We start from the raw sequence: 12,849 nt of genomic DNA, 5'->3' as shown, positions 1-12,849 counted from the left end.
GTCAGGATCATCCTGACCGCCGGAAACTGTTGGACACCTGCCATGTTACGTTTTTTCATCGGCCGCCTCGCGGTGCTGATCCCAACGTTCCTCGGCGTTTCGCTCATCGCCTTTTCGTTCATCCGCCTGCTTCCGGGCGACCCCGTCATGTTGTTGTCGGGCGAACGAGTCATGGCGCCTGAACGTCACGCCCAGATCATGCATGATCTCGGCTTCGACAGGCCGATGTACGTGCAGTATTTCGATTACTTGGGTAAGGTCTTGCACGGCGATCTCGGAACCTCGATCGTCACCAAGCGCCCGGTTCTCGGCGAATTCTTCACGCTCTTCCCGGCTACGCTGGAACTGTCGCTCTGCGCCATCATCCTGGCGGCTCTGCTCGGCATTCCCGCCGGCGTCTTTGCAGCGGTCAAGCGAGGGACCTGGTTCGACCAGAGTGTGATGGGCGTTGCCCTTATCGGCTATTCGATGCCGATCTTCTGGTGGGGCCTGCTGCTCGTCATCTTCTTCTCCGGCTATCTCGGCTGGACGCCGGTTTCGGGCCGCATCTCGCTGATGTATTTCTTCAAGCCGGTCACCGGCTTCATGCTGATCGACAGTCTGCTGTCCGGCCAGGCCGGCGCCTTCAAGTCCGCCGTCAGCTATCTCATTCTGCCGACCATCGTTCTCGCTACCATTCCGCTGGCCGTCATCGCGCGCCAGACGCGCTCGGCGATGCTCGAAGTGCTGGGTGAGGACTATGTGCGCACTGCCCGCTCCAAGGGTCTGAAGCCCTTGCGTGTCGTCGGCGTCCATGCGCTGCGCAACGCCATGATCCCCGTTATCACGACCATCGGTCTTCAGGTCGGCGTGCTTCTCGCAGGCGCGATCCTGACCGAGACGATCTTCTCCTGGCCGGGTATCGGCAAGTGGATGGTCGATGCGGTCTTCAAGCGTGACTATGCGGTCGTCCAGGGTGGTCTTCTGCTGATCGCCGGCATCATCATGCTGGTCAATCTGCTCGTCGACGTCACCTATGGCCTTATCAACCCGCGTATTCGTCACTAGGAGCGGCCCATGAGCACGGTATCTACCAAAACCGGCCAGCCATCCGCCCTCGCGGAGTTCTGGTACTATTTCTCGCGAAACAAGGGCGCCGTCATCGGCCTCTTCATCTTCCTGCTGATCCTCGTCATCGCCATCGGTGCGCCAATTGTCGCCCCGCATGCGCCGGACGAGCAGAACCGCCAGCTTCTGCTGTCGGTGCCGTTCTGGATGGACGGCGGCAGCTTCTCCTATCCGCTCGGCACCGATGCCGTCGGCCGTGATATCCTGTCGCGTCTGATCTATGGCGCGCGCTTCTCGCTGTTCATCGGCGTCGTCGTCGTCACGCTCTCGGTCGTCGCCGGCGTTCTGATCGGCCTCGTTGCCGGTTATTTCCGCGGCCGTGTCGACATCGTCATCATGCGCCTGATGGATATCATCCTGGCCTTCCCGTCTCTGCTGCTCGCCCTGGTGCTGGTCGCGGTTCTCGGCCCGGGCCTGACCAATGCGATGATCGCCATCTCGATCGTCAACCAGCCGCACTTCGTCCGCCTGACGCGCGCTGCCGTCATGAGCGAACGCGAGAAGGAATATGTCGTCGCCTCCCGCGTTGCCGGTGCCGGCACCCTGCGCCTGATGTTCAAGACCATCCTGCCGAACTGCCTGGCCTCGCTGATCGTTCAGGCAACGCTCGCCTTCTCGGCGGCGATCCTCGATGCAGCCGCCCTCGGCTTCCTCGGCATGGGCGCACAGCCGCCGACACCCGAATGGGGCACGATGCTTGCCGAAGCGCGCGAGTTCATCCAGCGCGCCTGGTGGGTGGTCACTTTCCCGGGTCTCGCGATCCTCATCACCGTCGTTGCCATCAACCTGATGGGTGACGGCCTGCGTGATGCGCTCGATCCCAAGCTGAAGAGGTCCTGATATGGCACTTCTCGAAATCGAAAATCTCGTCGTCGAGTTTCAGACGTCGACCGGTGCCTTCCGTGCCGTGGACGGCGTCTCCCTGAAGGTCGATCCGGGCGAAGTTCTCGCCATCGTCGGTGAATCCGGTTCCGGCAAGTCGGTCTCGATGCTGGCCGCCATGGGCCTTCTGCCCTGGACCGCCAAGGTCACCGCCGACAAGATGGTCTTCGACGGCCGGAACCTGCTCGGCATGTCCGGTGCTCAGCGCCGCCAGATCATCGGCAAGGACATGTCGATGATCTTCCAGGAACCGATCGCCAGCCTCAATCCGTGCTTCACGGTCGGCTTCCAGATCGAGGAAGTCTTGAAGATCCATCTCGGCCTCGACAAGGCCGCGCGCCGCAAGCGTGCGATCGAACTCTTCGAGGCGGTCGGTATTCCGAACCCGGCCGAGCGGCTCAACCACTTCCCGCACCAGATGTCGGGCGGTCAGTGCCAGCGCGTGATGATCGCCATCGCGATTGCCTGCAATCCGAAGCTGCTGATCGCCGACGAGCCGACCACCGCGCTTGATGTGACGATCCAGAAGCAGATCCTCGATCTGCTGATGCGCTTGCAGACGGAACATCGCATGGGCCTGATCATGATCACCCACAACATGGGCGTGGTCGCGGAAACCGCCGATCGCGTGATCGTTCAGTACAAGGGCAAGAAGATGGAAGAGGCCGACGTCCTGTCGCTCTTCGAAGCGCCGAAGAGCGATTACACGCGCGCTCTGCTCGCCGCTCTTCCCGACAACGCCACCGGTGATCGCCTGCCGACCATCGGCGAGCTTTTCAATCAGGGAGCGGCTCAATGACGCCAGTCCTCGAAGCCAAGAATATCGTCCGCGACTACTATCTGCCGGGCGGCCTGTTCAAGCAGGCAAAGACCGTTCACGCCGTCAAGGGCGTGAGCTTCAAGGTCGAGCAGGGCAAGACGCTGGCAATCGTCGGCGAAAGCGGCTGCGGCAAGTCCACGCTTGCCCGTATCGTCACCATGATCGACCCTGCCACGGCGGGCGAACTGATGATCGACGGCAAGAAGGTGGATATCGCCGCCGGCGACCTGACGCCGGAGATCCGCCGCAAGGTGCAGATCGTCTTCCAGAACCCCTATGGTTCGCTGAACCCGCGCAAGAAGATCGGCGACATCCTGATGGAGCCGCTGATCATCAACACCAATACGCCCGCGGCCGAACGGCGCGAACTGGCGATGGCGATGCTCAAGAAGGTCGGTCTCCAGGAGATCCACTTCAATCGCTATCCGCACATGTTCTCCGGCGGTCAGCGCCAGCGTATCGCCATTGCGCGCGCTCTGATGCTGAAGCCGCGGCTTCTGGTTCTCGACGAGCCGGTCTCGGCGCTCGACCTCTCGGTGCAGGCACAGGTGCTGAACCTGCTCGCCGACCTGCAGGACGAGCTGAACCTCACCTACGTCTTCATCAGCCACGACCTCTCGGTCGTTCGCTACATGGCAGATGACGTCATGGTGATGTATTTCGGCGAAGCAGTCGAATACGGTAGCCGCGATCAGGTTTTCAGCGATCCGCAGCACAGCTATACCAAGACGCTGTTTGCGGCGACGCCGCGAGCCGATGTCGACACCATCCGGGCACGTTTGGCCCGCAAGGCGGCCGTTGCTTCCTGAGGCACGATACCGAAAACGAGGATCAGAAATGCCGGAGATCAACCGCAAGCCCCATGCCATCATCGTCATGGGCGTCAGCGGCTCCGGCAAATCCTCGATCGGCGAGAAACTGGCGGAGGCGCTCAGCCTCCGCTTCGTCGAAGGCGACCAGCTTCATCCACGCGCCAATGTCGAGAAGATGTCCAAGGGTATCCCTTTGACAGACGACGACCGGATGCCTTGGCTCGATCTCATCGGCGAGACGATCAAGGCCGCGCTCGCCAGGGGCGAGGGCGTCATCGTCTCCTGCTCCGCGCTGAAGCGCATCTACCGCGAGCGGCTGCGCAGTGCCGCCGGCGGCAATCTCTTCTTTGTCTATCTTGACGGCTCGAAGGAGCTGCTGACCGACCGCATGGGTCACCGCACCGGCCATTTCATGCCGGCCTCGCTGCTCGAAAGCCAGCTCGCAACCCTCGAAGTTCCGACCGGCGAACCCGGCGTCGTTACCGTCGATATCGACGATACGATCGAGGGAATTGCGGAAGCGGCGCGAAAGAAGCTCGCGCCGCTCGGTATTTCCTAGCCGTCGATCCGGCGGAGGTTCTTCTTCTCCAGGAAGAAGAACGGACGGAACTTCACGCCGACGATATTCCCCGCAAAGGCCGAGAGCGCCCAGAGGTAGCCATGCAGGCTGCCTGATGCGATGCCGGAGAAATAGGCGCCGATATTGCAGCCATAGGCGATGCGCGCGCCATAGCCGAGCAGCAGGCCGCCGACGACGGCAGCAACGACCGAGCGCAGCGGAATATCCCAGCTCGGCGAGAAACGTCCGGCAAGCGACGACGCGAGCATCGCACCGGCAATGATGCCGAAATCCATGACCGAGGTGATATCGGCAAAGACGCTATCGGAAAGCGCCTTGGCATTGGCCGGCGTCTGCCAGTAGGCCCAGGCGGTCGGGTCGATGCCGAGCAGCAGCGCGCCCTTCGCACCCCAAAGCGCGAAGGCCGAAGTGATGCCCCAGGGGCGGCCGGCGATCGCGAGCGTCACGAAGTTGAGAAGCGCAAGCGCCACGGCACCGAGCACCAGCGGCCAGGGACCGCGCAGGAAGCGCGAGAGGCCCTGGCGCGGCGAGGGGGCCGGCTGCTCAAGCGAGCCATGCCAGCGCTTTTCGACGATGACGCTGATCCAGGCGACGGCGGCGAAGATCAGAAGCGAAACCGCGATACCGCCCACGGCGCCGAAGCTCTGCACGAGCGAGGTCGGCGGCAGCGACGGCAGGCTCACCCACCAGTCGAAATTCACGGTGCCGAGCACAGAGCCGATGACGAAGAACAAGAGCGTGATCAGCATGCGCGCATTGCCGCCACCGGCGGTAAACAGCGTGCCCGAAGCGCACCCGCCGCCAAGCTGCATGCCGATGCCGAACATGAAGGATCCGGCGATGACGCCGAGGCCCGCAGGCGAAACCGAGCCCTTCACCTCATGGCCGAACAGCGTGCCGCTTGCGAGGAACGGGAAGAACAGCACCACGGCGATCGCAAGCAGGATCATCTGCACCCGCAAGCCGCGGCCGCGGCCGTCGAGAATGAGAACGCGCCAGGCAGAAGTGAAGCCGAAGGCGGCATGATAGAGCGCCATACCGAGCGCCCCGCCGACGAGGAAGAGCGCGCCCTGCGCCGGTCCGTAGTAATAGCCGAGCAGCAGCGTGCCGAGAACGAGGACGGCAAGCGAGCCGAGGCCCGGCGTTCCGAGCGATGGTTCTTTCAGCCCGGGAAGGCTGGGTGAAGCGATGGACATGGGATTCTCCTGAAATTCTAGCGCAATACTAGAACTTCAGTCTCCACATTTGGAGGAATCCTATTTCCTTGAAGCGGCGCGATGCGGATTCATCTGGCGCCGAAAAGCTAAATTACGCAAGCGCTTAGGCATTGAAGCGCTGCGGCGAATAGGCCGAGATATCGATGAACGGCGTCTCGCCGGTGATCAGCTCCGCCAGCACCCGGCCGGTCACCGGCCCGAGCGTCAGCCCGTGATGGGCATGGCCGAAGGCGAACCACAGGCCGTTATGGCGCGGCGCCTTTCCGATGATGGGCATCATATCCGGCGTGCAGGGGCGGGCGCCCATCCACGGTTCGGGGTCGAGGCGCTCGCCGAGAGGGAAGATGGTGCGGGCCACCTTCTCGGCGCGATCGAGCTGCACCGGGGTCTTCGGCGCATCGAGCGTTGCGAATTCCGCTCCGGTCGTCAGGCGGATGCCCTTGTTCATCGGTGCCAGGAAATAGCCGCGCTCGGCATCGAGCGTCCAGTTGTTGAGCACGGTATTGCCCTGCGCGGCGTAATGCATGTGATAGCCGCGCTTGACGCCGAGCGGGAAGGAGTAGCCGAGCCGCTTCGTCGCCACCGCCGCCCAGGGGCCAAGCGCCAGCACCGCGTCATCGGCATCGACCGGCCCTTCGACGGTCGCGATCCGCCAGCCGGAACCGGCCTGTCCCAGCGAGTTGGCATCACCGCTGACGAAGCGGCCGCCGATGCTTTCGAAATAGGCGCAATAGGCGGCCGTCAGCGCATGCGGATCCAGCACGGACCACGGATCGCGCCAGCGCAGGCCGCCCTTGAAGGTCTGCGTCAGCCCCGGCTCGATGCCGGCAACATCGGCGGAACCGAGCTTGTCATAGGTGACGCCGAATTCGCGCTCCCAGAGCGCTGCCTCGGCCACCGCCTCATCGAACTTCTCCTGGGTCCGGAACACCCGCATCCAGCCGTCCTTGCGGATCAGCGCCTCCGCATTCGAGGATTCGATCAGGTCGCGGTGTTCGGAAACCGAGTTCTCGATCAGCGGCGCATAGGCGCGGGTGATCGCCTCGTGGCGGCGCGCATTGGAGTTCCACCAGTAGCGGGCGAGGAACGCCACCTGCTTCGGCAGCGTCTTCAGGTGATAATGGGCGTCGATGCGGTTGTTCAGCGCATAACGCAGCAACAGGCCAAGCTGCTGCGGAAAGCCGTAGGGCACCACGCCCTCGCGCTGGATGAGACCGGCATTGCCGAACGACGTTTCGTTGCCGGGTGCCTTGCGATCGACCAGCACCACCTGCCGCCCGCGGCGTTGCAGATGAATGGCAGTCGAAACGCCGATGATGCCGGCACCGAGAACGATCGCAGTCTTGGTCATTTTTTCTTGCAGCCCACTGAGTTCCAAGACCCGAAAATGCCCTTAGGCTGGCCGCGGTGCAAACGAAAAATCGCCTTTCATTTCAATTTCATTGCCCGCTCAGTGCGGCATTTTCAACGCGGATGCGCACCCACAGCATCGCCGCGTTGAGAATGGAGAAAAGCAGGGCGTAGAGGGGGAGGCCAAAGGCAAGTGGCAGCGCCGCGATCTCGCCTGCCACGATCACGTAATTCGGATGCCTGAAGAGCCTGTAGGGGCCCGCTGTCACCAGCTGCTCGCCGGGCAGCACGATCACCCGCGTCGTCCATCGCCCTTTCAATGTCATCAGCACCCAGACTCGCAGCGCCTGCAGCAGCAGAAACACCGCCAGCCAGCCAACCTGCACCTGATGCCCAAGCGCCAGTAGCCACAGACCGCCGAGCCAGGCCAAGTGCAGCGCGACCATGACAGGATAATGCGCGGCCCCTGCCTCTCGTGCACCGCGGGCCATGAGCGCCCGCGTGTTGCGTCTCGCAATCAGCAGTTCGGTCAGCCGCTGCAGTGTCACGAAGCCGAGAAGAAGGAGGGAAGGCATCATCATCCGATCCTCTTCAGCGTCACGCAGCTTGCCGAAAAGCCGGGTCCCATGGCGATGACGGCGGCGCGCTCCGGCAGGTCCGCGCGGATGGCGCGCTCCAGCACGAAGAGCACTGTCGGCGACGACATGTTGCCGAATTCGGCAAGCACCGCGCGCTCGTGATCGAGACTTCCCGGCTCCAGCCCAAGCGTCGTCTCCATCGCGCCGATCACCTTCGCGCCGCCCGGATGACAGATGAAGCGGCCGATATCCCGGCGGGCGAGCCCGCTGCGCGAAAGGATGCCATCGATCGCCGGACCAAGCTCGCGCTCGGCAAAGGGCGGTAGCGATTGCGCCAGGAGGATGCCGAAGCCGGTATCGTCGATCTTCCAGCCCATGATATCGAGCGTATCCGGAAAGAGATGCTCGCCCGAGGACTCCACCTCGGCGATCCCGCGCTCGCCATTCTGCAGCACGCAGGCAGCCGCCCCATCGGCAAACAGCGCGGTGGCGATAATGTTCGGCCGCGTCAGCTCGTCCAGCCGGAAGGCCAGCGTGCAGAGCTCAAGCGCCACGAAAAGCACCGTCTTGCCCGGCCGCACCGCCGCCATCCGCGACGCAATCCCGAGACCGGAAACACCGGCCGCACAGCCGAGCCCGAAAACGGGCACACGTTCGATATCCGCCCTGAACCCTAGCTTTCTGGCAAGACGCGCATCGAGGCTCGGCGTCACGATCCCGGTCGAGGAGACCGTCACCACGCAGTCGATGTCGCTTCCGGACATACCGGCCTGCGCCAGCGCCTTTTCCGCCGCCTCGGCAAAGAGCTGGCTGGCGACCTCAGTATAGGCCTCCATCCGGTCCTGCCAGCCGTGATGCGCCTCGAACCATTCGAGCGGCCGTGCTGCATACCGCTTGCTGATCCCGGCATTCTCGAACACGCCGGCAAGATGCCGGAAATCCTTGAAGCGATGCGCAAACAGCCGCGCGGAGGCAGCCGCGGCCTCCTCCTGCGTGATGATATCAGTCGGAACGGCGGTCGCGAGACTGAGCAGTTTTACCGTTGGGTTCACGGAGTTCTCCTTGTTCTGCCGGCGGGCGGAGAACACCCGGGCACCGGCTTTATTCGGCGCGCGGCCCTCACAAAAAGGTGATCGGAGAAAATCGTCAGCCCCGCCGAATAAAATCCCGGCGAGCGGTGTTCTCGGCGTGCAACGTCATTTTCCCTGGAGATTTTCCCATGACGACCACGACTGTCCGTATCGCTTCTCTCGTCCTCGGCGGCCTTATTGCCGCATCGGCATTCTCCGTCCCGGTCTTCGCTGCGGGCGACGACAGCGAGACCATGCCGGTCTGCAAGAAGGGCGAGGTCTACGACAAGAAGGCCAAGAAGTGCGTGAAGCAGAGCAGCGCCAACATCACCGACGAGAACCGCACCGACTATGCGTATTCGCTGGCAAAGGCCGCCCGCTATGACGAAGCGCTCGCCATGCTCGACACCGTCAAGGGCCAGAACAATGCCGAAGTGCTGAATTACCGCGGCTATGCCACCCGCAAGCTCGGCCGCACCGATGAAGGCATTTCCTACTACCTGCAGTCCGTGAAGCTCGATCCGCAATATGCCAAGGTTCGCGAATATCTCGGCGAGGCCTACGTCATCAAGGGCCAGCTCGACATGGCCAAGGACCAGCTGGCAACGATCAAGACGATCTGCGGCACCGGCTGCGAGGAATATCAGGATCTGAACGCCGCGATCATCGATCCCTCGAAGATCTGAGGGCCAGGAAATGGGCGAAGCCGGCTGCAAAGGATTGCTCTGATGGCGGTCGCACACGCCCCGTTTCTTGCCTATAGTCGCGCGAAATCGGAGTCGCCGGTCAAACCGGCGGCACCGCCGAAAACAGCAGGCGCGGAGGCGGCTATCGCGAGCGAAGCGGATATCAGGACGGGCCTGACGGAGCACCTCTCCCGGCTCTGGCGCTACGGCCTCGTGCTGTCGCGCAAGCGGGATACCGCCGAGGATCTCGTGCAGCAGACCTGCGTGCGGGCGCTGGAACGCGCCGCCCAGTTCGAGCCGGGCACCCGGCTGGACCGCTGGCTGTTTTCCATTCTCCATTCCATCTGGCTGAACGAGATCAAGGCCAGCAAGGTGCGGCAGGGCCAAGGCTTCGCCGATGCCGAGGAAGCCCTGGTTTTCGATGGGGCAGAGGCAACGGAAACCCATGTCGCGGCCGCCCAGCTGCTGCGCAAGGTCGATGCCCTGCCGGAGGCTCAGCGCAGTGCCGTCTTCCTGGCCTATGTCGAAGGGCTCGCCTATCGTGAGGTCGCAGAAATCTTGAACATACCGATCGGAACCGTGATGAGCCGCCTTGCCGCCGCCCGCGCCAGGCTCTCCGCCGAAACAGCCGAAGGAGGGCGCCCATGACCAGCGATATCCGCATGCCTTCCGACGAACAGCTGACCGCTTTCCTCGACGGCGAACTGCCGCAGCAGGAGATGGCGCGCATCGAAGCGCTTGCCAATGAAGACGAGGAAGTCGCCGCCCGTATCGAGTTTCTGGCAAATGGCAGCATGCCGTTCCGCGACGCTTTCGCGCCGCTTCTCGACGAAGCGCCGCAGCAGCAGCTCGAGGCCATGCTCGCCGCGATCCCGGCGCCCGCTGCCGCTGCCACGGTGGAGCGCTCCGCCATCACCCGCCGCAGTCTCTTCGGCGCGCTCGCCGCATCGCTTGCCGTCGGGATCATCGCGGACCGCGCCTATCTCGGGATTGGCCGCAGTCTCGGCCGTGACGAGGGGAGCGAGTGGCGCAGCGTCGTTGCCGAATATATCGCGCTCTATACACCGGATACGCTGGCAGGCCCGGTTCCCCCCGCCGATGTCCAGGCCGCCCAGCTTGCCCGCGTCGATGGCAAGCTCGGCCTCAATCTCTCGCCGGAGGCCGTCGCCCTGCCGGGTGTCGATTTCAAGCGCGCCCAGCTGCTCGAATATGACGATCAGCCCCTGGCGCAGATCGCCTATCTCGATCCCGAGACCGGGCCTATGGCGCTCTGCATCGTCCGCTCCGGCAAGGGGGCCAAGGAGCCCGATATCGAGGGACGAAAGGGCATGAACGTCATCTACTGGTCGACGGCCACCCATGCCTTCATGCTGATCGGCCATGCACCGGTCGATCGCATGCGCGAAATTGCCGATGCAGTCAGGCCAAAACTGACGGCTTGAGGCGCTCTCGCCATCTTCATGCCGATTTTGCGTGGTTTTGGCTGAGCCTCTCCTAATGAAGGGGCGCATCAGCGTGGATTGGATCAATCGTTATATCGACGAGCCGTTGCTTGACGGCGCGGCGAGCGTGCTCAGGGCATGGCATATCCGCACCGGCCAGGCGCCGGAGCGGCTGGAGCCGGTCTGGAATCTCACCGTTATCTCGCTCCTGACAGCAGGCTGCTGGTATGGCCTCTCGGGCATGCCGCTGGCGCTCAGCATCGCTGCGCTTGTGGCGCTCGCTCTGCCGTCGCTGCGCAAGCTGCTGCGGCTGAAGAAATCCAATGCCTATGATGCCCGCCAATACAAGTCGGCCCGCGCCCGCGCCGTCTCGAAGCGTGAGGCCGAATGGTCGCTGCGCATGACGGTGCTGTCGGTCTCCGGCGGCCTTCCGTTCCTTGCCGATAGCGACGATCCTGTCGGTCACGCCTTCATGGCGGGCGCCTGCGTCTGGTTCGTGCTGACGGCTCCCGTGAAGTTCTATTTGGATGCTGCCGAGCCGCCCGCACCCGATCAGGGCGACCGCGCCGAACGCGCCGTTTTCAACTTCGGCTGAGCCTCTTAGCCAATCTGTGCCGGATCCGGCCGCCCGATGGAACTAAGTCCTTGGGCGGCCGTTATTATGTCAGTCCAACGCATAGGAGATCGCCATGCTGTATTACGCTCTGGTATTCCTCGTCGTGGCACTGATTGCCGGCGTGCTCGGCTTCGGCGGCATTGCAGGCGCTTCGGCGTCCATAGCGCAGGTTCTTTTCTTCATATTCCTGGTTCTCTTCGTCGTATCGCTCGTCATGCGCCTGATGCGCCGCTGACGGCACGAATGAACAGGATCGCATCCGGACCCGGCGGTGAAACGCCGGGTTTTCTGCGTCTGGATCAGCCCGCCTTCGTGCGGAAATGACACGCCCGTCCGGAAAATTCCGGCGTAAAGATTGGATTCAACATTTCCCAGTAAACTGCCGTTAGCCATTCGTCCGGCCTCGTTCAGGCTGGATGTGTCAGTGTCGTTTTCTGTGTTGTGTACGAGTTCCATGCGTTTTTCGGCTGTACCCGCGATCTTTCTTGCCTGCCTGACCATTTCGGGCTGCGCATCCAGCACGACCCCGGAGGGCCTGGTATCAGGCGTCGTGTCGAAGGAAACGACGAGCTCGGTTTCCGCTTCACCGCCGCCTGCCGCCGTTCCGGCAGCCCCCGTCATGGCCGAAGCCGCCCCGCCCGCCGCCGTTCCGCATCAGGAAGAACTCGCCTGGGCAGGCCGCGTGCCGCAGCCGCAGGCTTTCGAGCCGGTTGACCGCATGGTCGGCGCCCCTGTTCCGGCAGAGCGCCCCGAAGCGCTGATGGCAGCACCGCCGCCCGTTGCCGAACCCGCCTACTCTCCGCGCACCCGCTCGCGCATCTATGCCCACCGCTTCCGCGATGCCAAGCCGATCAATTTCGGCCGCGCTTCGCCGCGCAAGCTTGCCGTTCACGGCGTCGACGTCTCGCGCTGGCAGGGCGATATCGACTGGGTGACGCTGCGCAGCCAGGGCGCCAATTTCGCCTATATCAAGTCGACCGACGGCGGCGACCATCTCGACCCGATGTTCCGCACCAACTGGCAGCGCGCCAAGGCCGCCGGCATGAAGCGCGGCGCCTATCACTTCTTCTACTGGTGCCGCACCGCCGGCGAACAGGCCGACTGGTTCATCCGCAACGTCCCGCGCGATCCGGACGCCCTGCCGCCGGTGATCGACGTCGAATGGAACGGCGAATCCAGCTGCAAGCGCCGCCCGTCACCCGAGCGCGTCGTCGAAAAGATGCAGGTCTTCATGGACAAGCTGGAGCGCCACTACGGCAAGCGCCCGATCATCTACACCGCGCCCGACTTCTACCGCGACAACCTGCGCGGCCAGTTCCAGAACCACCCCTTCTGGCTCCGCTCCGTCGCCGCCCACCCCGCCACGGTCTATCCCGGCCGCCGCTGGATGCTCTGGCAATATTCGGGCTCTGGGCTTTCCCAGGGCGTGGAAGGGAAGATCGATCTGAACGTGTTCCATGGGTCCGAGGCGGAATGGCATGAGTTTGCCTCGCCGCGGGAGGGGTGACAAACCATAGCAAGCGTCACGTATATGGTGCCTCGTAGCGACGGCTAAACCATCACACCAAATACTCCACGTGATTCTGTAGGCTATGGTCGAATCTAAAATGCCACACTAGCAAAAGGGGGCGCATGTGACCTTGCCCCGTTGAAATAATCCATTTTGAAGTAAGCTCTGGCCCATCGAGA

General features: G+C 63.3%; 15 protein-coding genes. 11 read left to right on the top strand and 4 right to left on the bottom strand.

The window, feature by feature from the left end; genetic code table 11:
* The first annotated feature begins 42 nt into the window (after positions 1-42).
* From ACODR6_RS24440 to ACODR6_RS24420, 5 genes are read left to right on the top strand one after another with little or no spacing between them, the layout of a single operon-like run.
* On the top strand, positions 43-1,047 hold the full coding sequence (locus ACODR6_RS24440) for an ABC transporter permease subunit (protein WP_112713162.1): 1,005 nt from the start codon (positions 43-45) through the stop codon (positions 1,045-1,047).
* A 9-nt stretch (positions 1,048-1,056) separates the two neighbouring features.
* Positions 1,057-1,947 (top strand): ABC transporter permease subunit, encoded by an 891-nt coding sequence (locus tag ACODR6_RS24435; RefSeq protein WP_112713160.1) that lies wholly within the window; start codon positions 1,057-1,059, stop codon positions 1,945-1,947.
* A 1-nt stretch (position 1,948) separates the two neighbouring features.
* Positions 1,949-2,788, top strand: a complete 840-nt coding sequence (locus ACODR6_RS24430; RefSeq protein ID WP_489024922.1) for an ABC transporter ATP-binding protein — start codon at positions 1,949-1,951, stop codon at positions 2,786-2,788.
* Complete coding sequence (locus ACODR6_RS24425; RefSeq protein WP_112713156.1) at positions 2,785-3,618, top strand: dipeptide ABC transporter ATP-binding protein; 834 nt, start codon at positions 2,785-2,787, stop codon at positions 3,616-3,618. The genes ACODR6_RS24430 and ACODR6_RS24425 overlap by 4 nt, the downstream gene beginning before the upstream one ends.
* A gap of 28 nt (positions 3,619-3,646) precedes the next feature.
* Positions 3,647-4,180 (top strand): gluconokinase, encoded by a 534-nt coding sequence (locus tag ACODR6_RS24420; protein WP_203429555.1) that lies wholly within the window; start codon positions 3,647-3,649, stop codon positions 4,178-4,180.
* Here ACODR6_RS24420 and ACODR6_RS24415 read toward each other — a convergent pair.
* The 4 genes from ACODR6_RS24415 to ACODR6_RS24400 all read right to left on the bottom strand — a co-directional run bounded on the left by ACODR6_RS24415 (position 4,177) and on the right by ACODR6_RS24400 (position 8,398).
* Positions 4,177-5,397, bottom strand: a complete 1,221-nt coding sequence (locus ACODR6_RS24415; protein ID WP_203429554.1) for a YeeE/YedE family protein — start codon at positions 5,395-5,397, stop codon at positions 4,177-4,179. The genes ACODR6_RS24420 and ACODR6_RS24415 overlap by 4 nt on opposite strands.
* A gap of 124 nt (positions 5,398-5,521) precedes the next feature.
* On the bottom strand, positions 5,522-6,769 hold the full coding sequence (locus tag ACODR6_RS24410; protein WP_112713150.1) for an NAD(P)/FAD-dependent oxidoreductase: 1,248 nt from the start codon (positions 6,767-6,769) through the stop codon (positions 5,522-5,524).
* 88 nt (positions 6,770-6,857) lie between these two features.
* Complete coding sequence (locus ACODR6_RS24405) at positions 6,858-7,349, bottom strand: isoprenylcysteine carboxyl methyltransferase family protein (protein WP_489024919.1); 492 nt, start codon at positions 7,347-7,349, stop codon at positions 6,858-6,860.
* The gene (locus tag ACODR6_RS24400; RefSeq protein ID WP_489024918.1) at positions 7,346-8,398 is read right to left on the bottom strand and encodes a type III polyketide synthase; all 1,053 of its coding nucleotides are present in this window, start codon (positions 8,396-8,398) and stop codon (positions 7,346-7,348) included. Before ACODR6_RS24400 ends, ACODR6_RS24405 begins: the two co-directional genes overlap by 4 nt.
* A gap of 167 nt (positions 8,399-8,565) precedes the next feature.
* Between ACODR6_RS24400 and ACODR6_RS24395 the strand changes: the two genes are divergently transcribed.
* The 6 genes from ACODR6_RS24395 (at position 8,566) to ACODR6_RS24370 (ending at position 12,667) form a co-directional block, all read left to right on the top strand.
* Entirely contained in the window at positions 8,566-9,102 is a 537-nt protein-coding gene (locus ACODR6_RS24395) for a tetratricopeptide repeat protein (RefSeq protein ID WP_489024916.1), read from the top strand.
* 42 nt (positions 9,103-9,144) lie between these two features.
* Positions 9,145-9,750, top strand: a complete 606-nt coding sequence (locus tag ACODR6_RS24390; RefSeq protein WP_489024914.1) for an RNA polymerase sigma factor — start codon at positions 9,145-9,147, stop codon at positions 9,748-9,750.
* Positions 9,747-10,544 carry an anti-sigma factor family protein gene (locus ACODR6_RS24385; protein ID WP_489024912.1) on the top strand — a complete coding sequence of 266 codons (798 nt, stop codon included), beginning with the start codon at positions 9,747-9,749 and terminating at the stop codon, positions 10,542-10,544. Before ACODR6_RS24390 ends, ACODR6_RS24385 begins: the two co-directional genes overlap by 4 nt.
* A 55-nt stretch (positions 10,545-10,599) precedes the next feature.
* Complete coding sequence (locus ACODR6_RS24380) at positions 10,600-11,139, top strand: hypothetical protein (protein WP_489024910.1); 540 nt, start codon at positions 10,600-10,602, stop codon at positions 11,137-11,139.
* Between the two features lie 94 nt (positions 11,140-11,233).
* Positions 11,234-11,395: a DUF1328 domain-containing protein gene (locus tag ACODR6_RS24375; protein ID WP_112387679.1), complete on the top strand. Its 162-nt coding sequence runs from the start codon at positions 11,234-11,236 to the stop codon at positions 11,393-11,395.
* A 219-nt stretch (positions 11,396-11,614) separates the two neighbouring features.
* The gene (locus ACODR6_RS24370) at positions 11,615-12,667 is read left to right on the top strand and encodes a glycoside hydrolase family 25 protein (RefSeq protein WP_489024908.1); all 1,053 of its coding nucleotides are present in this window, start codon (positions 11,615-11,617) and stop codon (positions 12,665-12,667) included.
* Positions 12,668-12,849: the final 182 nt, after the last annotated feature.

The sequence above is a fragment of the Rhizobium sp. FG96 genome (assembly GCF_057808655.1).
The sequence above is the reverse complement of the archived record's forward strand: the minus strand, read 5'-3'. Positions and strand labels throughout refer to the sequence as shown.